The 25,634-nt window shown below is 53.5% G+C and carries 17 protein-coding genes; 5 read left to right on the plus strand and 12 right to left on the minus strand.

The features are described from left to right. Positions 1 to 158: 158 nt before the first annotated feature. Both rcsC and gyrA read right to left on the minus strand, forming a co-directional pair. Positions 159 to 3,008, minus strand: a complete 2,850-nt coding sequence (gene rcsC / locus SFA31_RS17335; RefSeq protein ID WP_322839104.1) for a two-component system sensor histidine kinase RcsC — start codon at positions 3,006 to 3,008, stop codon at positions 159 to 161. A gap of 292 nt (positions 3,009 to 3,300) precedes the next feature. Beyond that, positions 3,301 to 5,934, minus strand: coding sequence for a DNA topoisomerase (ATP-hydrolyzing) subunit A (gene gyrA / locus SFA31_RS17340; protein WP_322839105.1), 2,634 nt, complete (start codon positions 5,932 to 5,934; stop codon positions 3,301 to 3,303). Between the two features lie 159 nt (positions 5,935 to 6,093). Between gyrA and ubiG the strand changes: the two genes are divergently transcribed. The 4 genes from ubiG to yfaE all read left to right on the plus strand — a co-directional run bounded on the left by ubiG (position 6,094) and on the right by yfaE (position 11,339). Continuing rightward, positions 6,094 to 6,816, plus strand: a complete 723-nt coding sequence (ubiG, locus tag SFA31_RS17345) for a bifunctional 2-polyprenyl-6-hydroxyphenol methylase/3-demethylubiquinol 3-O-methyltransferase UbiG (RefSeq protein ID WP_322839106.1) — start codon at positions 6,094 to 6,096, stop codon at positions 6,814 to 6,816. A 792-nt stretch (positions 6,817 to 7,608) separates the two neighbouring features. After that, positions 7,609 to 9,894 carry a class 1a ribonucleoside-diphosphate reductase subunit alpha gene (nrdA, locus tag SFA31_RS17350; RefSeq protein ID WP_322839107.1) on the plus strand — a complete coding sequence of 762 codons (2,286 nt, stop codon included), beginning with the start codon at positions 7,609 to 7,611 and terminating at the stop codon, positions 9,892 to 9,894. A gap of 54 nt (positions 9,895 to 9,948) precedes the next feature. Next, positions 9,949 to 11,079 (plus strand): class Ia ribonucleoside-diphosphate reductase subunit beta, encoded by a 1,131-nt coding sequence (gene nrdB, locus SFA31_RS17355; RefSeq protein ID WP_322839108.1) that lies wholly within the window; start codon positions 9,949 to 9,951, stop codon positions 11,077 to 11,079. After that, complete coding sequence (gene yfaE / locus SFA31_RS17360) at positions 11,079 to 11,339, plus strand: class I ribonucleotide reductase maintenance protein YfaE (protein ID WP_322839109.1); 261 nt, start codon at positions 11,079 to 11,081, stop codon at positions 11,337 to 11,339. Before nrdB ends, yfaE begins: the two co-directional genes overlap by 1 nt. A gap of 289 nt (positions 11,340 to 11,628) precedes the next feature. Here the strand turns inward: yfaE and glpQ are convergent, their stop codons facing one another. The 3 genes from glpQ to SFA31_RS17375 form a co-directional block, all read right to left on the minus strand. After that, positions 11,629 to 12,696: a glycerophosphodiester phosphodiesterase gene (gene glpQ / locus SFA31_RS17365; protein WP_322839110.1), complete on the minus strand. Its 1,068-nt coding sequence runs from the start codon at positions 12,694 to 12,696 to the stop codon at positions 11,629 to 11,631. Between the two features lie 12 nt (positions 12,697 to 12,708). Then, the gene (gene glpT, locus SFA31_RS17370; RefSeq protein WP_322839111.1) at positions 12,709 to 14,058 is read right to left on the minus strand and encodes a glycerol-3-phosphate transporter; all 1,350 of its coding nucleotides are present in this window, start codon (positions 14,056 to 14,058) and stop codon (positions 12,709 to 12,711) included. Positions 14,059 to 14,761: 703 nt separating this feature from the next. After that, positions 14,762 to 16,102: a histidine phosphatase family protein gene (locus SFA31_RS17375; protein ID WP_322839112.1), complete on the minus strand. Its 1,341-nt coding sequence runs from the start codon at positions 16,100 to 16,102 to the stop codon at positions 14,762 to 14,764. Positions 16,103 to 16,591: 489 nt separating this feature from the next. Between SFA31_RS17375 and SFA31_RS17380 the strand changes: the two genes are divergently transcribed. Next, positions 16,592 to 18,037: a catalase gene (locus SFA31_RS17380; protein ID WP_322839113.1), complete on the plus strand. Its 1,446-nt coding sequence runs from the start codon at positions 16,592 to 16,594 to the stop codon at positions 18,035 to 18,037. Between the two features lie 146 nt (positions 18,038 to 18,183). Here the strand turns inward: SFA31_RS17380 and menE are convergent, their stop codons facing one another. From menE to elaB, 7 genes are all read right to left on the minus strand, one after another. Further along, positions 18,184 to 19,566, minus strand: coding sequence for an o-succinylbenzoate--CoA ligase (gene menE, locus SFA31_RS17385; RefSeq protein WP_322839114.1), 1,383 nt, complete (start codon positions 19,564 to 19,566; stop codon positions 18,184 to 18,186). Beyond that, positions 19,563 to 20,528, minus strand: a complete 966-nt coding sequence (gene menC, locus SFA31_RS17390; protein WP_322839115.1) for an o-succinylbenzoate synthase — start codon at positions 20,526 to 20,528, stop codon at positions 19,563 to 19,565. The genes menE and menC overlap by 4 nt, the downstream gene beginning before the upstream one ends. Continuing rightward, positions 20,528 to 21,385, minus strand: coding sequence for a 1,4-dihydroxy-2-naphthoyl-CoA synthase (menB, locus tag SFA31_RS17395; protein ID WP_322839116.1), 858 nt, complete (start codon positions 21,383 to 21,385; stop codon positions 20,528 to 20,530). The genes menC and menB overlap by 1 nt, the downstream gene beginning before the upstream one ends. After that, a complete protein-coding gene (menH, locus tag SFA31_RS17400; RefSeq protein ID WP_416208341.1) occupies positions 21,382 to 22,164 on the minus strand; it encodes a 2-succinyl-6-hydroxy-2,4-cyclohexadiene-1-carboxylate synthase in 783 nt (260 codons plus the stop codon). Before menH ends, menB begins: the two co-directional genes overlap by 4 nt. Continuing rightward, complete coding sequence (gene menD, locus SFA31_RS17405) at positions 22,161 to 23,837, minus strand: 2-succinyl-5-enolpyruvyl-6-hydroxy-3-cyclohexene-1-carboxylic-acid synthase (RefSeq protein ID WP_322839117.1); 1,677 nt, start codon at positions 23,835 to 23,837, stop codon at positions 22,161 to 22,163. Before menD ends, menH begins: the two co-directional genes overlap by 4 nt. A gap of 82 nt (positions 23,838 to 23,919) precedes the next feature. Then, positions 23,920 to 25,212: an isochorismate synthase MenF gene (menF, locus tag SFA31_RS17410; RefSeq protein ID WP_322839118.1), complete on the minus strand. Its 1,293-nt coding sequence runs from the start codon at positions 25,210 to 25,212 to the stop codon at positions 23,920 to 23,922. Between the two features lie 107 nt (positions 25,213 to 25,319). Continuing rightward, entirely contained in the window at positions 25,320 to 25,631 is a 312-nt protein-coding gene (gene elaB, locus SFA31_RS17415; protein WP_322839119.1) for a stress response protein ElaB, read from the minus strand. Between the last annotated feature and the right edge of the window lie 3 nt (positions 25,632 to 25,634).

The raw sequence follows: 25,634 nt of genomic DNA on the forward strand, positions 1-25,634 counted from the left end.
ATTACACCTCACGACATATGGCGCAAAATTTTTCCAGACCGCCATCCAGCGTCAGCAAGCCAATACTGCACAATATTAAACAGCTTCCGACCGCGTAGTATAAATATGAGGTTGGCGAAACGCTGCGTGATACGCCAACCCGTTACATGGAATAAGTATTACGTCCGAGCGCGCCTTACACGCTCGGCATAAAGCGCCAGCGTTTGTCGTAGTACATCTAAGGTCACAGGCTTTGACAAGCAGCTATCCATCCCAGACTCAATACACCGCTGTTTCTCTTCGGCTAGCGCATTTGCCGTGACGCCCACCACCGGCAGCGTCAGCCCTAATTGACGAATACGCTGCGTCAGGCGATAGCCATCCATATTCGGCATATTGACATCGCTGAGAACAATATCAACCGAGTGTTTACTCAGCACATTGAGCGCATCTACGCCATCATTGGCTGTTTTACAAGGGTAACCCAGGGTTGCAAGCTGATCGGCGAGAAGACGCCGGTTGATAGGATGGTCATCAACGATGAGCACCATCATATCGTCGTTTTGTTCACACAGCGCTTCCGGTGCAGGCAGCCCTGCAGCTCCCGGCACAGACACCTCAACGCTATAGATACGTCCCAATAGCGTCATAATTTCGTGCGGTGCCGCCACGCTGTGCACCCAATACCCCGGTCTGCGCTCTATCGGCATGCCAATATGACGCCGGCAAAACAAAATGACCGCCCTGCCCGGCCAGATATCATCCGGTTCACTGTCAGTGATAAAAATATCTTCATGTACGTCAGAAAAATTGCCATCGAAAGCAATTGCACTAATACCATTCCGGGACAAAAACGAAGTTAAATAACAACTTAACGCCTGGTTACGTATTGCCAGCCAACAGCGTTTTTCAGCCAACTCCGCGATTTCTGCGGGTGGAGCGGTTTGTGCGCTGTACAGTGGAATGCGAATAGTAAACTGGCTTCCCATTCCCGGCTCAGTCTCGACAGCGATATCGCCATCCATCATGCCGACCAGCTTCTCGCAGATAGCCAGCCCTAGCCCGGTTCCCTGAAAGTTTCTCTGAACGCCAGTGCCCACCTGAAAGAAAGGATCGAATAATCTCACCACTTCTTTCGCCGGTATTCCCACGCCGGTATCCCTAACCTGAATCCGTAAATAGCACTCATCCACGGTGACATGCAGGACAATACATCCTATATCCGTAAACTTGATGGCATTACTCAATAAATTTGAAATGACCTGCTGCAGGCGAATAGGATCGCCCATTAGCGTTACCGGCACATCCGGTTCAATAAAACAATAAAGCCCTAACTGCTTACGAACCACCAGCGGCAAATAATTCGCGGTAATATGGTTCATTACCTCACGCGGCGAAAACTCGCGCGGCTCTATTTTTAACTGCTCCGACTCTATTTTGGAAAAATCTAAAATATCGCTAATAATTTTTAATAGCAGCGTCGATGAGTTATGCATGGCGGTTACCAGGCGCTCTACGCCTTTTGGCAACTCCCGCGTTTGCAGCAAATCCAGATTGCCGATAATACCGTAAAGCGGCGTGCGTAATTCGTGACTCACCGTGGCAAGAAACATGGACTTAGACTGGCTGGCCTGCTCTGCTGCCTGCGCCATTTCCTGTAAAGATTCTTCCATTTTTACGCGCGCGCTCACATCCACCAGCACGCAAATGGCGACATTTTCGTTACGGTAGCGGGAATGCACAAAACTTATCTGCAGATTCGTATTATTGCTGGTCAGCACATCGACAAAATTAACCTGCTGCCCGCAAATAATTTGCGTTAGCCGCTGCCTATCTTCCTGGGTAAGCATATTTAGATAGTTATGGGCCAGCTCATTGCTCAGGATATTTGTGCCGTCCAGCGTGCGTAAAATGCAAATACCAACCGGTGCGGAAGCGACTATTTTGCGGTTAAATTGTTCATGTTCTTCCAGACGCTGCGCGTCCGCTTCCGCCGGTATAAAAATACGCCGCTCATATAAACGCGCCAGCGTGAATAACATAATTCCCGTCAGTACATTTAGCAGCACCGCGTTTAATATCAGCATCCGGATACGCTCCAGCACCATATCCACGGGAACAGAGTAAATAACGCTGAGCGATGAAGGAGGCAGATTCTTTTTCAGAATTAGCTGTTTAAAACCGGTGGTGTAGCCAAACCACATTCGTTTTTGTAGCCAGCGCGCATCCGGATGCAGCGCGGTCTCGTTTCCGGTTAACGAAAGTCGGGTATGACCATTTTCATCCAGCAGCGTTACTCCCATCGGCAATGCGCCCGGGGTAAAAAAATTCTCCATGCGGAGAGTTTGCTCTATCCCCAACATTACCTGCGTTCCATTAGGCTGGTAAACGGGCGTTAAGGTATAAAAATAGCCGATACCCGGCCTTGGTCCCTGCGCAATCCAAAACAGGCTATTCGCGCGCTCATTTTTCGGCGCGCTGCGATAGAGTTTAATTTTATCATGAAGCATTTTTAGCGTATTACTACGCTCAAGCGGCATATTACGTAGCCCGAAATCGACCATGCACTGGCTCGGGCCATCAATTAGAAAAACGCGATTAAGATCGTATGAGGCAGAGAGGTTATCGTGCCAGTTTTCCATAAACCAGCGCAGCGATTTCACTGAATTCGTCAGCGAATGGCTCATTATCTGGCAGCCCTGCTCACGTCCCCCGGGGAGCGACAGCGCGCGCGGTGGCTCCAGCGCATCGCTGTTCTGATTTTGAGCCGTTGCTGAGTTGGCGACAAACTGATTTTCAGTAATATATTTCAGCTCTTTCATTACGTCGGAAGTGCGCTGAATATAGCGCTGCGCCTGGTCGTAACTCAGCGTAAATGCCTGCTGAATTTCCATTTCTTTAACGTGCAGCACATTAACGATATAAAAGACAGAAAATAGAGCGATTAACAGCCAGAGCAATAGCGCCAGCGCGCGAAATAGGTAGCGCGACACTTTTAGCGTCGATCGGAAAGAGACAAAATATTTCAAAGCGGCTCCGGCGTCCTTTCACCTGCAATCTTAAATAATGCCGATAAGGTAGCGATAAACGCCTGCGCCCGCAATGACAACCTGCCGGCAACTCACCGGTTACTTTTCGCCGGGGTAAGCGCTTCTTTCCAGGCGCCTACACGGGAGAAAAAACGTAAATTCAATGGGATGAATTACGCCAGAATTCAGGGATAACAATCAATCACCGCCTCACAGGAGGAGATTGTGAGGCAGCAATAAACAGGCCGGCACGCTGCCGCGCCGGCCTGTTTTCCATGAAAGTAACGCCAGATTACTCTTCGTCACTCTCCGGCATATCATCCCCCTCGGTTTCCGGTGCGATTTCGTCATCGCCTTCCGCGGCGGTACCGTCAATGGCGTCGAGATCCTCTTCGTCCACCGGTTCTGCAACGCGCTGCAGCCCAACCACGTTTTCCTCTTCCGCAGTGCGGATCAGGATAACGCCCTGAGTATTACGTCCAACGATACTGACCTCGGAAACGCGCGTGCGCACCAGCGTCCCCGCGTCGGTTATCATCATTATCTGGTCGCAGTCATCCACCTGAACGGCGCCCACAACGTGGCCATTTCGCTCAGTAACCTTAATGGAGATAACGCCCTGAGTAGCGCGCGATTTGGTTGGGTATTCTGCCGCGGAGGTGCGTTTACCGTAACCATTCTGCGTAACGGTCAGGATAGCGCCTTCGCCACGCGGTACAATCAGTGATACCACACTGTCGCCCTCTGCCAGACGAATACCTCGAACCCCGGTCGCGGTACGTCCCATGGTGCGCACCGCATCTTCTTTAAAGCGCACGACTTTACCCAGCGCCGAAAACAGCATAACTTCATCGTTACCGTCGGTTAAATCGACGCCGATAAGCTCATCGCCTTCATTCAAATTAACGGCGATGATCCCCGCGCTGCGCGGGCGGCTAAACTCTGTAAGCGCGGTTTTCTTCACCGTTCCGCTGGCGGTAGCCATGAAGACATTTATACCTTCTTCGTATTCACGCACCGGCAGAATAGCGGTAATGCGTTCGTTCGCTTCCAGCGGCAGCAGATTGACGATTGGACGCCCGCGCGCGCCTCGGCTGGCTTCAGGAAGCTGGTATACCTTCATCCAGTAAAGGCGGCCGCGGCTGGAGAAGCACAGGATAGTGTCATGCGTGTTCGCCACCAGTAGCCGGTCAATAAAGTCTTCTTCTTTGATACGCGCGGCAGATTTACCTTTACCGCCGCGACGCTGCGCCTCGTAATCCGTCAACGGCTGATACTTCACATAGCCCTGATGCGACAGCGTGACAACCACGTTTTCCTGGTTGATCAGATCTTCAATATTGATATCAGCGCTATTGGCAGTAATTTCAGTGCGGCGCTCATCGCCAAACTGATCGCGAATAAGCTCCAGCTCTTCGCGAATAACTTCCATCAAACGTTCAGCGCTACCCAAAATATGCAGCAGCTCGGCTATCTGTCCGAGCAATTCTTTATATTCGTCCAGCAGCTTTTCATGCTCAAGGCCGGTCAGCTTTTGCAAACGCAAATCCAGGATAGCCTGCGCCTGCTGTTCGGTAAGATAATATTTACCGTCATGAATGCCGAACTCTGGTTCCAGCCACTCCGGACGCGCTGCATCATCGCCCGCACGCTCCAGCATCGCCGCCACGTTACCTAACGCCCACGGCTGGGCAATTAGCCCGGCTTTCGCTTCTGCCGGCGTCGGAGCACGACGGATAAGCTCGATAATGGGATCGATATTGGCAAGCGCTATCGCTAAAGCTTCCAGGATATGCGCGCGATCGCGCGCTTTACGCAATTCAAAAATAGTGCGGCGCGTCACAACTTCACGGCGGTGACGCACGAACGCTTCCAGAATTTCTTTCAGCGCCATAATTTTGGGCTGACCATGATGGAGTGCCACCATGTTAATACCGAAAGAAACCTGTAATTGCGTCTGGGAATAGAGGTTATTCAGCACCACCTCGCCCACCGCATCGCGCTTCACTTCAATAACGATGCGCATCCCGTCTTTATCAGACTCGTCGCGTAGAGCGCTGATGCCTTCTACGCGTTTGTCCTTGACCAGTTCGGCGATTTTTTCAATCAATCGCGCTTTATTCACCTGGTAGGGAATTTCGTGAACGATAATGGTTTCACGCCCGGTTTTCGCGTCAGCTTCTACTTCTGCGCGAGCGCGGATGTAAATTTTGCCACGCCCGGTGCGGTAGGCTTCTTCAATACCGCGACGCCCGTTAATGATAGCGGCAGTAGGAAAATCCGGGCCCGGTATGTGCTCCATCAGCCCTTCAATGCTGATGTTTTCATCATCAATATAAGCGAGACAGCCGTTAATCACTTCCGTCAGGTTGTGCGGCGGAATATTCGTCGCCATACCTACCGCAATCCCGGAGGAGCCGTTCACCAGCAAATTAGGGATTTTTGTCGGCATCACTTCCGGGATTTTTTCCGTCCCGTCGTAGTTATCGACAAAATCAACGGTCTCTTTTTCGAGATCGGCCATTAATTCATGGGCAATTTTTGCAAGACGAATTTCGGTATAACGCATCGCCGCCGCGGAGTCGCCGTCGATAGAACCAAAGTTCCCCTGCCCGTCTACCAGCGTATAGCGCAGCGAAAAAGGCTGCGCCATGCGCACTATCGTATCGTAGACGGCTGAATCACCGTGGGGATGGTATTTACCGATAACGTCGCCAACAACACGGGCCGATTTTTTGTAAGCTTTGTTCCAGTCGTTGCCCAATACGTTCATGGCGTACAGAACGCGACGGTGAACCGGCTTGAGGCCATCACGGACATCCGGCAGTGCACGGCCAACAATCACCGACATCGCGTAGTCCAGATAGGAACTTTTCAGTTCTTCCTCAATGTTAACCGGCGTAATTTCTCTGGCAAGGTCGCTCATGTAACCGCTATCCCTCTTTAATATCCCGGATTCAAAGGTCGCAAATTATAACACAGCCCGGCGCACTCAGGTAAGCGGTTAAGCCGTGCGCCAGCGCTTTATTCAGGCGCGCGGCCTGATATACTCGCAGGCATGATAAAAGCAAGGAGTAAACGTCCCATGAATGCAGAAAATGCAGCGCGTTCCCCGAATGTCGATAGCCACGAAATCGCAAAGTTCGAAGCAGTCGCCACCCGCTGGTGGGATCCGCAGGGCGAATTCAAACCGTTGCATCGCATTAACCCGTTACGCCTTGGCTATATTTGCGATCGGGCAGGCGGCCTGTTTGGGAAAAAAATTCTCGATGTCGGCTGCGGCGGTGGAATTTTAAGTGAAAGTATGGAACAAGAAGGCGCCATCGTAACCGGGCTGGATATGGGCGCAGAGCCTCTGCAGATAGCGCGTTTGCATGCACTGGAAAGCGGCGCGCAGGTTGAATATGTGCAGCAAACGGTGGAACAGCATGCGGAACTGCATTCCGGAGAATATGACATCGTCACCTGTATGGAAATGCTGGAGCACGTTCCCGATCCGCGCTCAGTGGTACATGCCTGCGCGCGTCTGGTAAAACCCGGTGGACACGTCTTTTTTTCAACGCTCAACCGGAACGGAAAGTCCTGGCTGATGGCGGTAATTGGCGCCGAATACATTCTGCGCATGGTGCCGCGTGGCACGCACGACGCGAGCAAATTTATCAAGCCAGCAGAGCTACTAAGCTGGGTCGACGAAACCTCGCTACAAGAGCGCCATATGACCGGCTTACACTACAACCCGTTGCTCGACCATTTTCGGCTGGCGCCCGGCGTCGACGTTAACTATATGGTACATACCCAGGCCCGCTAAACGCTTTCTGGCTCCCGGCAGCGCCGCAGGGAGCCGCAGGGCGGCGTAGATAGAAAGTTAACAACCACGGCTTTCAGCCTTAACAAAAGATAACAGTACGGCAAAGGCCAGTATCAGGGCTGATATTAACCCACACTCCTCCTTAATTACCCTGCCGCAGGCATCAATAATTTCCCCTGCCAGTTGTTTGCCAATTTGCGGCCAAATTGCCCGCCATGCTAACCAGAAAACTCACCAGCACTAAAAGATAATATCTATTCACACTGGGTAAACTCATGACTACCATCGCCAGTGCGTGAAGAGCCGCAGTTCGCCAAATAGTGCGAAAACCGCCGCATACCGTGTTAACGCGCCGATCGCCGCTTCACTTGTCGCAGCCAATTGCAAAAATCTGACCTGATTTCTGGCAACCCACTGAAATATAATATTGATTAATTTTCCTCGCTGCGAGGCTCATTAATTTACAGCAAAGCATAGCGCCAGGGCGCATAATTTCTCACACGTTTAAGAAACCATCATTCAGTCATATTTTGATTTTTTTTCACGGATTATTGACAAGTACACCAGCCCATAGCCGGCGAGGGCTGCGCGATAATCTGAAATCCACAACCTTAATTTCATGACAAAATCAATACTTGTCCTCGCGCGATTCCTTACTAGAATACTCACCATATAGTGATTCATTTATGTTAAAGCCCCTAGATATAGTATTTATCCACAGAGTTAGTCACAAACGAACTCTGTGGATAAAACGCAGGGGATATATTCATCTCACGGACAGGTATTTCCCACATGAATCAGAGCCTACTGGTTACAAAACGTGATGGCCGCACTGAGCGCATCAATCTGGATAAACTTCACCGTGTCCTGGACTGGGCCGCCGAGGGGCTGAATAACGTCTCCATCTCACAGGTAGAACTACGCTCGCAGATTCAGTTCTATGACGGCATCAAAACCTCTGATATTCATGAAACCATAATCAAGGCCGCGGCAGATCTTATCTCACGCGAAGCGCCGGATTACCAATACCTGGCCGCTCGGCTGGCTATTTTCCACCTGCGTAAAAAAGCCTACGGTCAGTTTGAGCCGCCGAAACTGTACGACCACGTAGTGAATATGGTGGAGCTGGGCAAATACGACGCCCATCTTCTGGAAGATTACACGGAAGAGGAGTTCGCCCAGCTTGACGGTTTTATCGATCACTGGCGCGACATGAACTTCTCCTACGCGGCGGTGAAACAACTGGAAGGAAAATACTTAGTCCAGAATCGGGTAACCGGTGAAATCTACGAAAGCGCTCAGTTCCTCTATATTCTGGTCGCAGCCTGCCTGTTTTCCGGCTACCCGCGCGAAACACGTCTCGATTACGTTAAGCGCTTTTACGATGCTATCTCAACGTTTAAGATTTCCCTGCCGACGCCGATTATGTCCGGCGTCCGCACCCCAACGCGCCAGTTCAGCTCTTGCGTACTGATAGAATGCGGCGACAGTCTGGATTCCATTAATGCCACGTCCAGCGCGATAGTAAAATACGTGTCTCAGCGCGCGGGCATTGGGATTAATGCCGGGCGCATCCGCGCACTGGGCAGCCCTATCCGCGGCGGCGAAGCGTTTCACACCGGCTGCATTCCGTTCTACAAACATTTCCAGACCGCAGTGAAATCCTGCTCGCAGGGCGGCGTACGCGGCGGCGCAGCAACCTTATTCTACCCGCTGTGGCACCTGGAAGTAGAAAGCCTGCTGGTGCTGAAGAATAACCGCGGCACTGACGCAAACCGCGTTCGCCACATGGATTATGGCGTACAAATCAACAAACTGATGTATACCCGCCTGCTAAAAGGCGGCGATATTACGCTGTTTAGTCCGTCCGACGTTCCGGGCCTGTATGACGCCTTCTTTGAAGACCAGGATGAGTTTGAGCGCCTGTATGTACAATATGAAAATGATGAAAACATACGAAAATCCCAGGTCAAAGCGGCCGATTTGTTTTCTCTGATGATGCAGGAACGCGCCTCTACCGGGCGTATCTACATTCAGCACGTCGATCACTGTAATACGCACAGCCCGTTTAACCCGGAAATCGCCCCGGTGCGGCAATCCAACCTGTGTCTGGAAATCGCGCTGCCGACCAAACCGATGCAGGATGTGAACGATGAAAACGGCGAAATTGCGCTGTGTACGCTCTCCGCGTTCAACCTTGGGGCGATTAATCATCTCGATGAACTGGAGGAGCTGGCCATTCTTGCCGTGCGCGCGCTCGACGCCCTGCTCGATTACCAGGACTACCCGATTCCCGCGGCGAAACGCGGTGCCATGGGGAGACGCACGCTCGGCATCGGGGTTATCAACTTTGCCTATTATCTGGCGAAGCACGGCGTGCGTTACTCTGACGGCAGCGCGAATAACCTGACTCACAAAACGTTTGAAGCTATTCAGTACTGGCTGCTGAAAGCCTCAAACGATCTGGCGAAAGAACAAGGCGCCTGCCCGTGGTTTAATGAAACCAACTGGGCGCAGGGCATACTGCCAATCGATACCTATAAAAAAGATTTGGACGCCATCTGCAATGAAGCGCTGCACTACGACTGGGAAAGCCTGCGTGAATCGATTAAGACGCACGGCCTGCGGAATTCAACGCTCTCCGCGCTGATGCCGTCAGAGACCTCTTCGCAGATCTCCAACGCCACCAACGGTATCGAGCCACCGCGCGGTCATATCAGCATTAAGGCGTCGAAAGACGGTATTTTACGCCAGGTCGTCCCGGAATATGAGCGCCTGAAAGATAACTATGAACTGCTGTGGGATTTGCCCAACAACGACGGTTATCTCCAGCTGGTCGGCATCATGCAAAAATTTATCGATCAGGCGATTTCAGCAAATACCAATTACGATCCTCAGCGCTGGCCGAGCGGTAAGGTGCCGATGCAACAATTGCTGAAAGATTTGCTCACAGCCTATAAATTCGGCGTGAAGACACTTTACTATCAGAACACTCGCGACGGCGCAGAAGATACCCAGGACGATCTGGCGCCTTCTATCCAGGATGACGGCTGCGAAAGCGGCGCATGTAAGATCTGACGACAGAGGGATGGCGCAGCCCATCCCTTTTTTCTGATTCACAGGAATACACTCATGGCATACACCACATTTTCACAGACGAAAAACGACCAGCTTAAAGAGCCCATGTTCTTCGGTCAGCCGGTTAACGTGGCCCGTTTCGATCAGCAAAAATATGAAATTTTCGAAAAGCTTATTGAAAAACAGCTTTCCTTTTTCTGGCGCCCGGAAGAAGTGGACGTTTCACGCGATCGCATTGATTTCCAGGCACTGCCGGAACATGAAAAACATATTTTTACCAGTAACCTAAAATATCAGACGCTGCTGGATTCTATTCAGGGCCGCAGCCCTAACGTCGCGCTGCTGCCGCTGATTTCAATTCCGGAGCTGGAAACTTGGGTGGAAACCTGGGCGTTCTCTGAAACGATTCACTCGCGCTCCTACACGCACATTATCCGCAATATCGTTAACGACCCGTCGATTATTTTTGATGATATTGTCACCAACAAAGAGATCCTCAAGCGCGCCCGGGATATTTCTAACTACTATGACGATCTCATTGAACTCACCAGCTACTGGCATCTGCTCGGTGAAGGTACGCATCATATCAATGGCCAAGCTGTCGTCGTTGACCTGCATGAGCTGAAGAAAAAGCTCTATCTGTGCATGATGAGCGTTAACGCCCTGGAAGCGATTCGCTTCTATGTCAGCTTTGCCTGCTCCTTCGCCTTCGCAGAACGCGAACTGATGGAGGGCAACGCGAAAATTATCCGCCTTATCGCTCGCGACGAAGCGCTGCATCTCACCGGCACTCAGCACATGATAAACCTGATGCGCAGCGGTGAAGACGATCCGGAAATGGCAGAAATCGCTAAAGAGTGCCAGCAGGAGTGCTATGACCTGTTCGTTATGGCGGCTCAGCAGGAAAAAGAGTGGGCAAACTACCTGTTCCGCGACGGCTCTATGATTGGGCTGAACAAAGATATCCTGTGTCAGTACGTGGAATATATCACTAATATACGCATGCAGGCGGTGGGCCTGGATCTACCGTTCCAGACGCGCTCAAACCCTATTCCGTGGATTAACGCCTGGCTGGTCTCTGATAATGTACAGGTCGCACCGCAGGAAGTGGAAGTGAGTTCTTATTTGGTCGGGCAAATAGATTCGAATATTGATGCCGATGACCTGAGTAACTTCCAGCTCTAATGGCTAACACGCGTATCCGGCTAAGCGTCTCCGGCACCGATCTCCAGTGCAGCGATGAACATCCGTCGCTGCTGGCGGCGCTGGAGTCTCATAATGTCGCGGTGGAATATCAGTGCCGTGAAGGTTACTGCGGCGCCTGCCGTATGCGTCTCGTCGCCGGAGAAGTTCACTGGATAAATACACCGCTGGCATTCATACAGCCGGGCGAAATTCTGCCGTGCTGCTGCAAGGCGCGCGGCGATGTGGAAATCGATATATAGCTGCTGCGCGCAGCACTTTAGCTGCGTGGGCTAACCCCTTTAGCCCCTCCTCCAGCCCGCACGCAGAATTTAGCCCTGCATCAGCGCGTCAATCCCCTCTGCCGACAGCGATACGAGTCGACATCGGCAGCAACTACGCATTCGGCAGGTTAACTCACTCACAAAACGCCGAATTAAACCGCAGAGAAACGCCCATGAATCGGTGCTAAAGCGGCCATAAATGGCCCACTCTGAGACAGCAAAAAGGGCCGAAATCGGCCCTTTTTGATTTAACGCTGCGTAACCAATATCAATTCTTATTCAGAAATTTCACCGCTTTATCCGGGAAGTCGGTAAACAGCCCATCGACATCGGCTTTGTTATACAGCAAATCATAAAGCTGATTAACATCAGACACATAGTTCGGTAGCGCATCCGATCGAACGGTAAACGGATGCACTGCAAGCCTGCTGGCATGCGCCTCTTTCACCATGGCCGTCAGCGTAATATGGCCTTTAGTTGCGCCATCGGCCACCAGCATATGATAGTCCGGGCCGATACCCTCGGCGTATTGCGCAATCTGTTTCATGGCGCCGGGTTTAAACATCCAGTCGTAGCTGTAGTTAGCCCATGTACCATCGGGTTTGCGCCACTGCGTTTCATGCCAGTCAGTGTAGGCGATAAGCTGAATTAACTTCAAATTCATGCCCCGTTCCGGCATGAGCGTTTTTTTAATCCGCTGTAGCTCATTTACATCAAAGCACTGGAGATAAACATTGTCCTCACGCCCGGTATAGCCGTATTGCTTTAATACATCCAGCACCCGCGCCGCAATATCTTTCCCTTCCTGATGGTGAAACCAGGGCGCTTTGATTTCCGGATAAATACCGATATTTTTCCCGGTTGAGTGATTCAGCCCCTGAATAAACTCCAGCTCTTCCTGGAAGGTATGAACCCTAAAATCTGATTTACCCATCGGGAATCGGCCCGGATAAGTCTGCACCGGCTTGCCGTCTTTAATATCGAACCCTTCAGTAAATTTCAGGGATTTTATTTCCGCCAGCGTAAAATCAATCGCGTAGTAGCGCCCGTCTTTACGCGCCCTATCGGGGAACCGCTGCGCGACGTTGGTAACGCGATCCAGGTAATGATCGTGCAGCACAACCAACTGGTCATCCTTCGTCATCACCAAATCCTGCTCAAGAAAATCCGCTCCCTGCGCATAGGCCATCGCTTTTGCAGGTAGCGTATGCTCAGGGAGATAACCGCTGGCGCCCCGATGCGCGATAACGATTTTCTCAGGCGTAGCCGCGCTCGCGCTCACCATTATCCCTGCCAGCAGCAGGCTACTTCCCCATAAAACCAATGAGTTTGTCATCGCTTACTCCTGTTATGACCGGGTTTTCATCATGCGATGATGTTTACGCTCACCCAGCATCACCACCAGCAGTAAAATCACCGCCAGTACGCTCCCGCCGACCATCACCATAAAGCCGCCGTCCCAGCCGAAGAAATCAACGGTATAACCGACAATTGCGCTGGCCGCGACCGAGCCACCCAGGTAGCCGAACAGCCCGGTAAAACCTGCTGCTGTTCCCGCCGCTTTTTTCGGCGCCAGTTCCAGCGCATGCAGGCCTATCAGCATTACCGGCCCGTAAATCAGAAAGCCGATAATAATCATACAGGCCATATCCACGCCGGGATTGCCCGCCGGGTTTAGCCAGTACACGATGGTCGCGATAGTGACCAGCGTCATAAAGAAAACACCGGTTGCGCCACGATTACCTTTAAAGACTTTGTCAGACATCCAGCCGCACAGCAGCGTGCCCGGTATACCCGCATATTCGTAGAAGAAATAAGCCCAGGATGAAGTATCCAGCGTGAAGTGTTTCACCTCTTTCAAATAGGTCGGCGACCAGTCGAGAATGCCGTAACGCAGCAGGTAAACAAACACGTTTGCAACAGCGATGTACCACAACAGTTTATTGGGCAAAATGTATTGCATAAAAATCTGTTTTGCGGTCAGCTCTTGCTCATGAGAGCCGCTGTAGTCGTCCGGGTAGTCATTCTTATACTCCTCTATCGGCGGCAAACCGCACGACTGAGGCGTATCGCGCATCATGGCGAAGGCAAAAAAGGCGACCAGGATTGCAGCCAGCGCGGGCATGTATAGCGCCGCGTGCCAGTCATTGAACCATGCCATCCCAAGAAGAAACAGCAGCGGCGGAATACCACCACCGACGTTATGCGCACAGTTCCAGATGGAAACAATGCCGCCTCGCTCCTTTTGCGACCACCAGTGCACCATGGTACGACCACACGGTGGCCAGCCCATTCCCTGGAACCAGCCGCACAAAAATAGCAGTACAAACATCACCATAATGCTGGATGTCGCCCAAGGCACAAATCCCATAAATAGCATGACCAGCGCTGCCAAAATTAACCCCGCCGGCAAAAAAACGCGCGGATTAGAGCGGTCAGATACCGATCCCATGATGAATTTAGAAATGCCGTAGGCAATAGAAATACCGGATAGTGCAAACCCAAGGTCCCCGCGCGAGAACCCCTGTTCAACCAAATAGGGCATCGCCAATGCAAAGTTTTTACGCACTAAATAATAGGCCGCATAGCCAAAAAATATGCCCATAAAGATTTGCCAGCGCAAACGCCGATAAGTGGGGTCTATTTTTTCCGCTGGTAATTGCGCCTTATGCGCGGCAGGTTTAAAAATACTTAGCATGCAGCCTCCGTGGCGATAATCGCTCTTTTATTGTCTTCTGTTATTTTCATTGCTGGCACTCGAAACATATCATGTTCCTTTTCGCGCATGATGATGCAGGAAAACCCGGCATTGTACTGTGAAACATCGCACATTATGTTGCATCATTATTACAAAAGTACAGAAATGAACACATTCTGACGCGTTATTTTTGCGTTTTATTTCGTTTTCGCTCACACCGGCAATAAGAATTTATAATTTAGCGCAGGCGAAATTATCTAATTAAGTCTTATAAAGAGCAGGGCTATTTATACAATACCGATAATCGCAGAGTAGAACCATGATACCAAAGGCGGCATCATAACCTAACCACTTGAAATTAAAATAGTTAATCAGTTGGATGTAAAAAAATCCATTATGCCTTTATTATATTTCCGTTAGCGGCGAATGATTAATGAAGGAATAGACGATTTAACTCGATGCCGATAAGTAAATACCGAGATTAGCCAGATTAGGCAATGCGATACTCAATGGTTAACGCGGGTAAAAAAGTGTCATCGTTTGGCCTGTACAATTTCACTGACCACCTCTACCGATTAATAATCCAGGCACCCGGCTTAATTTGTCAGACAATAAAAAAACGGTGAAGCAGTAAACCTCACCGTTAATTTGAATAAATAGCTAGCGGATAAAAGTCGGCGAGTACGCCTTATTATTTACGCTTTTATCTTGGCTTAATCGTTTCCGCTTGTTTAATGCTGTATATTCCATTATTAACATTAAGCTCCATTATTTTCACGCCGTCGCTATTATCATCTCGCCAGCCAGGCACATAACGCTCTGCAAACGCGCGCATAATATAAGGGTGCGTAAACACCATTACTGGCCCCTGCTGCGGAGTGTAACGAGGCAACGTCTCATTTAAAAATTGCTGCAGGCGCCACGCCGCTACCTGTCCGCTCTCTCCCGTTTTGGCCGGCGAGAAATGTGTAATTTGCCCCCGAGAGACAAGCGCGCTGTCCGCCGCCAAATCGGCTAACGGTGTTGCCTCAAGCTGCCCGACGAACAGCTCATTCAGTCTGTCATCATACGCAACCTCTGCAACCCGGCGTCCGGCAAAAACATCATGGGCCATTTTATCTGCTCGTCTCAGGCGGCTGCTCCAGATAGCCGCAGGCTGAATATCATGGAATCGGCGATTTAGCGTCTGATTCGCTGCCAGCCCAGCCTGGGTATAGTCTGAATCCGTCAACCCCTCGATCACGCCGCGCTGATGCAGTAACGTTAAAGGGTTAGCCAATAGTACGACGTGATAAGCCCCCTGAGCCTCCATCGCTTCGCGGCCACGCTGTAGATAATCGCTGTTATTAAAGTCGACTAACTGAAAGCGCCCGCTGCGATATTTCAACACCGATACGCTGGTATTGGAAAGATGCGCCAGCGGCGCATCGCCGCGAAATTGCTGCAAATAAAAGCCTAATGATGAATGGGCGACAACCAGAACATTGCCGCTTTGCCCCTGATGGCGCTGCGCTATTGAGCGCAAAGCGCTATCAAAACGCTGGCGAAACTGATACATCGTTTCGGCCTTCACGGGCGAATGAAAATGCGCATCGTCCCAGCGGCCAAAATAAAATAAAAAGTCATTGCCCGAATGGCCAAAGCGCTGGGTCAACTCATCCACTGTCCCGCCTTCAGCCTCTCCCCAGCCAATATCCTTCAGATCCTCAAGATGGCGTACAGGAGATAAATTACGCCGCTCGACAATATAGCCTGCGGTTTCAATCGCCCTCCCCAGCGTACTGCTATAGGCGGCAATAAACGGCACATCTGCCAGCCCCAACCCCAGACTGCGCGCATCATAGCGCCCTTTATCCGTTAACGGCGCGTTACCCCCACCACCAACGGTCATTTCACGGATATTGGACCAGGTCTGACCGTGTCGGACCAGATAAAACGTCAGCTCAGGAGTCTGAGTCTGCTCCGTAGCCCGGGCGAAAAATGAGGTAAAAAAGGCAAGCGCTAACAACACGCCTGCCGTAAACGGATAGCCGCGAACTGCCATAATAAAATCCTTTTCAGGTGACAAAAGAGAAGTGCGTTACGTCACGTTTGTTTTCACAAGTCGGTCGGTATCAGCGCTTCCGCTCTGCTTCGACCCACTGAGCAAATCGCGCAAACCGCGCTGTCGCCCAGTCCATTCCTTCAAACGCAGACTATTAATGTAGCCAAATCCAAAACGCCAAAACCTTTATCCCGCTGTCAGCATTAGCCAGAGACTGGCAAAAAAAGCCCTAACTCGCCGTGGTGTATCACATTTCCGGCACATCGCTTTGGGACATAGCCCGGGCGGCGGCACATAGGCGAGTTCTATACAGCAAAAAGTTATCGCTTTCACATTTCTGGCGATAGGAAAACGTATGGCTGTAATAGAAAAAGCCAAATTGCGCGCGATCAACAAGTAGGGTAAAATAAGACGTAACGTAAGTTATTGCTTCGCATAATATAAAAAAGCATGCAAAACATTTTCCTTACTCTTTCATGGAGACAATAGATGAGTAAAAAAGGATTGACCACCGCCGCAGGCGTTCCCGTGGCCCATAATAATAACTCGATGACCGCGGGCCCGCGTGGGCCCATGCTGCTGCAGGATGTCTGGTTCCTTGAAAAACTGGCTCACTTCGATCGTGAAGTCATTCCTGAGCGACGCATGCACGCTAAAGGTTCCGGCGCCTACGGCACCTTTACCGTTACAAAAGACATTAGCCGCTATACTCGTGCAAAAATGTTCTCGGCACCGGGCAAAAAAACGGATATGTTCCTGCGTTTTTCCACCGTCGCCGGTGAGCGTGGGGCAGCAGACGCCGAGCGCGATATTCGCGGCTTCGCTATGAAGTTCTACACGGAGGAAGGCAACTGGGATTTAGTCGGCAATAATACACCGGTATTCTATCTGCGCGACCCATTAAAATTTCCGGATCTAAATCACGTCGTGAAACGCGATCCGCGCACTAACCTGCGTAACCCAATCTATAAATGGGACTTTTTCTCCCACCTGCCCGAAGCTCTGCATCAGCTAACTATTGACTACAGCGACCGCGGGCTGCCGCGCAGTTACCGCTTCATGCACGGTTTCGGTAGCCATACCTTCAGCTTTATTAATGCGCAGAATGCGCGTTTTTGGGTGAAATTCCACCTGAAATGCCAGCAGGGCATCCAGAACCTGATGGATGACGAAGCCAGCGCTATTATTGCCGAAGACAGGGAAAGCTCTCAGCGCGATCTGTATGAGGCTATTGAAAAAGGCGACTTCCCGCGCTGGAAATTCTACATCCAGGTTATGCCAGAGGCCGATGCCGCTAAAGTCCCGTACAACCCTTTCGATTTAACCAAAATTTGGCCGCACGGCGACTATCCGCTAATCGAAGTAGGGGAGCTGGAGCTAAATCGCAATCCGGAAAACTATTTCTCTGAGGTCGAGCAGGTTGCAATGTCGCCAGCGAATATTGTTCCTGGCATTAGCTTTTCCCCGGATCGCATGCTGCAGGGCCGCTTATTCTCTTACGGAGATGCCCATCGCTACCGCCTTGGCGTGAACCATCATCAAATCCCGGTCAACGCCCCGCGCTGCCCGTTCCATAACTATCACCGCGATGGTGCTATGCGCATTGACGGCAATAGCGGCAACGGCGCGACCTATGAGCCTAACAGCTTCGGGGTATTTCAGGAGCAGCCAGACTATAGCGAACCACCGCTATCGCTTGAGGGCGCAGCCGATCACTGGAATCACCGTGAAGACGAAGATTATTTTAGCCAGCCGCGCAAACTGTACGAGCTGCTAAGCGATGAGGAACATCAGCGTATGTTCCAGCGCATCGCCGGTGAACTGGTACAGGTTCCTGAGCATATCCAGCAGCGTCAAATAGCGCTCTTCGCTAAAGTACATCCGGAATACGGCGCCGGCGTACAGAGCGCGCTGAATGCGTTAAAGGTGAAATAAGCGCGCTCATCGCCCGTTTTAATTTCACGTTTGTGATAGCCAAAAACCGCGCCGAAGCGCGGTTTTTTTACTTAATCTCTTCCGGTTATCAGCCCGAGTTATCGTGCCCGTTGCTTATCGGCACCTGATGCCCCACAGGCAGGTAATCACGGCGCGTCCTGGCCGCCCGCCGCTACCCAGCGCTGTACTTCCCGGCGCGAAATTTTAATCCCGCCGTTTGCCAGCGCCTGCGGCAGCCGCAGCCAGCGCACCGGTAACTGGAAACCAGCCAGCTTATCCGTCGCCCATATGGCCAGAGATTCAGGAATTAACGCCTGCGCGCACTCGACCACGGCTACCGGACGCTGCCCAAATTCAGCATCGGCTATCGGTACAACAAAACACTGGCTGACTTCAGGATGTCGGACGATCACCCGCTCAACGTCTTCTGGTTGAATACCTTCGCCGCCGCTGAAAAAAAGATTGTCCAGCCGCCCAATCACCGTAAGTTTGCCCTGCTCCAGCGCCCCGCGATCGCGGGTGTGAAACCACCCGTCTTCATCCGACAGCGCAGCCAGCTTGCCATTACGCCAGTATCCGCTGGCCATACTGCGAGCGCGCAGCAAAATCTCACCCTCGATCAGCTTCACTTCTCTGCCCGCCAGCGCATACCCTACATCGGGTAAGCCATCGGCACGCTTTGCGCAAACCGTTGAGGCAAACTCGGTTAAGCCATAGCCGCACCAGCAGTTAACCCCGCGCGCTTCCGCTTCTTTAGACAACTCGACCGGAATTGCCGCACCGCCCAACAGTACGTGTGTTAACGATTTCGGCAATAACGACTGGGTTAATAACCGCCACAGTTGGGTCGGTACCAGTGACGCATGGGTGCAGCCGGCAAGCGCCTGATGCAGTGGGTGCAGGTCGCGCACCGTTATCGTCGCCCCCGCCAGCAGCCAGCGCCAGAGGATCCCCTGCCCGGAAACGTGAAATAGCGGAAGCGATAATAACCAGTTATCGCCGTGCCTGAACGGCATCAGCGTCAACACCCCTTCCGCGCTGGCCAGATGGGCTTCTGGCGTATGCACCGCCGCCTTCGGCAAGCCGCTTGAGCCTGACGTCAGCGTCATGGATACCAGCCTGTCCGCACGCCACGGCACCTGAACCGCATCAGACTCATGCGACTCACAAAGCGTTAGCGGCGTAAAATTCAGAGTCATGGCATCGCCCGCCAGATCCAGCGCAAAGCGCAGCGTCATTGCTGGCAGTAATTCCCCCAGCAACATTGCCGGTAATTTGGGATTTATGGGCAGAATGCGCGCCCCGCTTTGCATCAGCGCCAGCCAGGCGAGCAGCACCGACGGGCTATTCGCCGCGCGTAAAGCAACGCCGTCACCTTCCCGCACGCCCTGGGCAATGAACCCGGCTGCCAGCCTGTCAACACGCTGGCACAGAGCCTGCCAGGTAAGCGGCAAGTCATCAATGATTAGCGCTGTCTTATCGCGTTGGATATTGCCCCAGTGTCGCCACGGCCAGTCTGCAAACGTCACAGCACCACCTCCAGCGCTCCGGTCTCCAGACAGGGCAGCGCACTACCCGGCCAGCGTCGCACCAATTGCGCACGCATCAAAGACAGCGTATCCAGCCCGGGTAATGTTCCGGGGGTCAGCCAGGCCGCAATGCGCGCCAGCTGCGTAAGGCCAAGACTGGATTCCAGCGACGAGCTGATCACCGCGGTTAATCCCTGCGCATGGGCCTGTCCAATAAGACTGTGGATCTGAGTCAGGCTGCCGGTCAGCGTCGGCTTAATCACCAGGGCTGCCAGTCCCGGCTCAGCCACGATGCGAAAGTCGGCTTCGCGCACGCTCTCATCCCAGGCAATAGCAATGCCGGTCTCCTGCGCAAACTGTCGCGATGCATCGCGCGTCTGGCAGGGCTCTTCAATAAAGTCGATACGCGCACGTAGTGCCGGGGAAATATAGCGCGCAAACTGCCGCGCTTTTTCCAACGTCCAGGCGCGATTGGCATCCAGCCGCAGGCGCAAATCCGGCAGAGCCTCAAGCAGCATACTGGCCTGTAAACCGTCGCGCACCGCTTCATACAAGCTTACTTTCATCTTTGCTATTTTGTCACCGGGCGTTGCGACCAGCGCTGCGAACAGTGCGTCAGGATCGCCCGCACACAAAGGCGCACAGCGAAAATCCGCGTCTTCCGGCAGCTCACCCGCCAGCTCGGCCAGCGCGCAGCTCAGGCCAAAAGCCACAGCCGGAGCATCAGGCAGCGGCGCCGGTTGCTCGCGCAGCCAGAGCGCAATCCACGCCAGCGCCACGGCCTGCGCCTGCTCCAACGTTTCCAGGCTAAACCCTGGCAGCGGCGTAATTTCGCCCCAGCCACAGTGCGCGCCTTCGCGCAGGCAAATAAGAAGACCATCGCGCTGTTTAAGGCGCCGTTCACGCAGCACAACTCCTGCATCCATTGGCAGGGCATAGCGCCAAACCTGCGCCTGACGCATTACGGATTCCGCTTAAATTTGCTGAAGTCCGGCGTGCGTTTTTCATTAAAGGCGTTCCGCCCTTCCTGGCCTTCATCGGTCATATAGAATAGCATCGTCGCATTTCCGGCCAGCTCCTGCAGTCCCGCCTGCCCGTCGCAGTCAGCGTTGAGCGCCGCTTTCAAACAGCGCAGCGCCATCGGGCTGTTCTGTAGCATCTCTCTGCACCAGCGAACGGTCTCTTTCTCCAGAGAGGCCAGCGGCACAACGGTATTTACCAGACCCATTTCTAACGCCTGCTGCGCGTTGTACTGTCGGCACAGGAACCAGATTTCACGCGCTTTCTTCTGACCAACGATACGCGCCATATACGACGCGCCCCAGCCGCCGTCAAAAGAACCGACTTTAGGGCCAGTCTGGCCAAACATCGCGTTTTCTGCAGCTATCGTTAAATCACACATCATGTGCAATACGTGGCCGCCGCCAATGGCAAAGCCCGCCACCATCGCGACTACCGGTTTAGGGCAGGTGCGGATCTGGCGCTGGAAATCCAGCACGTTAAGGTGATGCACGCCGCTGTCATCTTTATAACCACCGTAATCGCCACGAATTTTCTGATCGCCGCCGGCGCAAAACGCTTTATCACCTTCACCGGTCAGTACGATAACGCCAACGTTATTGTCGTAGCGGGCATCCGCCAGCGCCTGTAGCATCTCTTTTACCGTCTGAGGACGAAAGGCGTTGCGCACCTGCGGGCGGTTAATCGTTATTTTCGCAATCCCGTCAGCGGATTTATGGTAACGGATATCCGTATATCCCTCAGAGCAATCGTCCCACTCTACCGGTGCATAAAGCTGTTGTTCGTCTGGATAAATCATGCCGGATCCTCATCGTTAGCAAGCAATAGTTCATGGAGCGCGGCACGAAATGCCGCCGGATTTTCCCGATGTGCATTGTGCCCCGCCGCCGGGATATCGCGCAGAGGTAGCCCCCGCGCCCGGGCCAGCGCCTGAAATTTCACATCGCGCTCGCCGCAAAAATAGAAAAAGGGAATCTGCAACCGCCGTAAAGCGCCGGTCAAATCAGGCTGATGCGCCAGCGAGGTTGCTTGCAGCATCGCCGCCACGCCCCGTGCGCAATTGTGAGTGCGCAGAGCAATAAGCGCCTGACGCTGCTGCGAGTTTAAATCACTGAACACCGGCTGGCGATACCACGCCTGGAGCGTTTCACGCAGCGGTTCGCGCCGGAAGCGCTCAGCCCAGCCGCTATCATGTTGCAGACGTATCTCACGCGCCGCCGCATCCTCAAGCCCCGGATGGCCGCCTTCAACGATTAGGCCTTCTAGCCCGCGGGCGTCCCCATAACAGGCGTGGTACATAGCGATACGTCCGCCCAGCGAATAGCCTACCAGCCAGTAGCGCGTAATGCCGTGCGCCAGCAGGGTCGCGCTAAGCCGCGCGCTAACGTCGTCAAACCCTGTCGTCACTGCCTGCGCCGATCCCCCGTGACCGGGCAAATCGACCCACATCTGCGGCCAGTCGTGAAAGGCGTCGGCGACTTCACGCCACTCGGCGCCGCAGCCTAAAAGCCCGTGTAGCCATACCAGACAGGGGCGCCCCGGAAAGCGACCCGGCGCTGTCTCTACATGCAGTATCACAGCAGGCTCACCTTTTCCAGCAGCCGCTGCAGGGTTTGAATACCAGCGGTCGGCGCCACTTTAAGCTCTACAACGCTCGCCCCCGGGCGCTGCCAGGCGGTCGATAGCGCCCGCTCCAGCTCAGGCCAGCTCTCTGCGGCGTTATAGTGCAGGCCAAACATTTGCGCGGCATGCGCAAATTCTACGTTTTGCGGCATACAATAAAAACGCTCACGGGCGGATTCCGGCGTAGGCAGCATGGAAAAAATTTGCCCGCCGTTATTATTAATCACCAGTAATACAAACGCCGCCGGCGCCTGGCGCAGCAGCGCCAGACTGTTCAAATCGTACAGCGCAGAGAGATCGCCAACGACGGCCAGCGTCGGGCAAGGCCTGGCGCGCTGCACGCCTGCCGCCGTCGAAATAAGCCCATCAATACCGCTGGCTCCGCGATTACTCCAAACCGGATATCCCTGCGGCATTTTGGCAAACGCATCAACCAGGCGTACGACCAGACTATTCCCGAGAAACAGTTGCCCCGCTTCAGGCAGTAGTTCAGGCAGGCGATGAGCCAACTGCGCTTCACCAGAGTTAACGCACTCTTTTGCCACAAATTGGTATGCGCGGGAGGACAGCGCGGAAAGCTCAGGTGCCCAGGGCGTGCGCGGTACCTTATCTGCAGGGTGCGCCTGTAGCCATTCATCGGGGTTTACCGTGAGGCGACGCCCCCGGTGCTGCGCGGGATCGAGACGCCCGGGCAGCGCGTCGATTAACCAATACTCTTGCGGCTGGCAGTGAGCCTGCCACTGCAGCAGCCGTTTGCCGGTTAAACTGGCGCCAAACTGCACCACAATTTGCACCTCGCTGAGCCGCGTTACGGCATCCGGGTGCGTCAGCCACAAATCGGCGCAGGATAGAGGCTGGCCGGTTTGCGATAAGACATCACCTATCAACGGCCAACCCAGCGCCTTAGCCCAGGCCGCCACGCGTTCGCCATCGCGCGCGCTAAGGCGCCCGGCGACGATGACGCCGCGCCGCTGCCGCCAAAGCGGCCAGTCCGGCTCCGTTAGCGCTGCTGCGACACTGCGCATCTGCAGCCAGGGGCGCTCTCCCTGCCACCAGTCGCCTAATGCCTGCTGCCATCCCAAATCTTCATTATCCATCTCACCGTAGAGCGGCTCAGCGAACGGGCAATTGATGTGTAGCGCGCCAGCAGAAAGCTGCCCTAACGCGCTATCAATCGTCGAAACCAGCCAGCGCGCGGAGATCTCCCGCGCCGGGCGCGGTAATGAGAGCGTCTGGGATGGATGGGATGCGAAAAGCCCCTGTTGGCGAATCGCCTGGTTAGCGCCACAGTCGATCAATTCTGGCGGGCGGTCGGCGGTGAGCATCACCAGCCGCTCCCCGGTTAACCCCGCCTCGATAATTGCCGGATAGAGGTTGGCTGCTGCGGTTCCTGACGTGACGATCACTGCCACCGGGGCATCGCCCGCTTTTGCCAGTCCGAGCGCCAGGTGCCCCAGCCCGCGCTCATCAAAATGCGTATGGCAAATAAAAGCGTCATTTTCCGCCGCTGCAAGCGTCAACGGCGTCGAGCGCGACCCGGGCGCAATACAGATATGACGCACACCGTGGCGCGTCAGCGCTTCCAGAATCACCGTCGCCCAGCGGCGGTTAAATGAGCTTGTTGACATAATATTGTCCGGTATCAATTTTGGTCGGTATTATAGGGGCTGTACGCCTGAATATTTTTGATATGCATCGTATGCAGGGCGCTCACACGGCATCGCCGAAGAAAAGCGAACGTAAACCGTCCACTTTATTATCAATTTCCTGCCACTCCTGGTCCGGCTGCGAGCCGGCGACAATGCCAGCGCCGGCATACAATCGCACCCGATTATCGCACACGCTGGCAGAGCGCAGGCTAACGCAAAATTCCGCGCGTTCAGCGCTAAACCAACCGCACGAGCCGGCGTACCACTCGCGTTCAAATGGCTCATAGCGTTTGATGAACGCGCGCGCCGTATCGCGCGGCAAGCCGGCGACCGCCGCCGTGGGCTGGAGCCGGCGCTGGCAGATTAAATCATCCGGCTGATGCAATATCGCCTCAATAGCGCAGCGTAAATGCTGAACATTCCGTAAGCGAAGGATTTCAGGCGCCGCAACGCGAATAGCGTCTGCCTCACCCTGCAGGCGCTGGCAAATATCCTCCACCACCAGATGATTCTCACGCCGGTTTTTTTCATCCTGCAGCAGCCAGTCACCGAATCGGCGCGCTTCCTCATCGTTTACGCCTGCGGCGACCGTTCCTGCCAGCGCCTCCGTGTAGAGCGCGCGCCCTTCCCGCCGCCATAAACATTCAGGCGAAGACCCCAGAAACGCAGAGTGCGCATCAAACGCCATAAGGAAATGATAGCAGCCCGCGTTAACGCGTCGGCTGGCCTCCAGCAGCGCCGTCGGAAGCGGCGCATCTTCACACAGAATATCGCTGGCGCGAGCGAGCACCACTTTCGCCATCTCACCGCGACCAATGGCCTCAGTGGCGCGCTGGATAAGCGACGTCCAGTCCGGGCGCTCAGGGAGCTGGGTTTCAGCGCGAATGTGAGCGTTAAACTTTCGCAGGGGTTGACCGTGATGCAAGCTTTCCAGAAACGCTAGCGTATCCGCGCCCGGCGCGTTTTGCTGCGAAGCCAGGATATTCAGCGTCAGCGAAATACCTTGCCGGGTACGGTGCCAGAGCAACCGGGGCAAAAAAAGCTGCCCGGACGCAGCATCAAACGCATTCAGGCCGCAGATGACCGCCTGAGGATAGTGCCGCTGAAACCGCGTTGCCTGTGCCATTGAGCCGAAAGTCTGACAGGCACCAAGGGCCATAATTTCATCGCGAGCGTCGCGCTGTTGCCAGTAAAACTGCGGCCAAATCTGCTGCGAGGCGAGCCAGGGGAGTATAGTGTGGTCATGCCGGACGGGTAGCGTTATGTGTAATTGCGTTAGCCCCGACTGCAAGGGGGGAGCTTCACGCAATAACCGTCGCAACGCTGCCAGACCATCAATCAGAGAATCCGCCATATTTACACTTCCCCCGCAAAGCCACGCAGTATACGTGGTCTGCGGGGCAAAAAAAAAACCCGCTCACGGGGTAACAGCACAACGCCCCAAATATGAGGCGTTTTTGTTTAGCGGCGCGATAACAGCAGGCCCAATACCAGCCCCGCGGCGGCACCTATTCCAACGCCCTGCCAGGGTTTTTCACGCACATAATCATCAGCGCGATAGACAGCCTGCTTAGTACGATAGTAGTAGCTGTCAGAGGCGTTGCTTACGCGTTTTTTCACATCGTGCAATGCCTGTTCGGCCCGCGTTTTTAGCTCAATGTATTTCTCATCCGCCGGATCGCCCGACGATCGCAGGACCTCATTCAGTGTATCGCTGAGCAGCGTTAAATCGTCATCCAACGTATAGCGACTTTCATCCGGGTTATAACTCATATC

Source organism: Erwinia sp. HR93, from assembly GCF_034555055.1.
In the GTDB taxonomy this organism is placed as follows: domain Bacteria; phylum Pseudomonadota; class Gammaproteobacteria; order Enterobacterales; family Enterobacteriaceae; genus Apirhabdus; species Apirhabdus apintestini.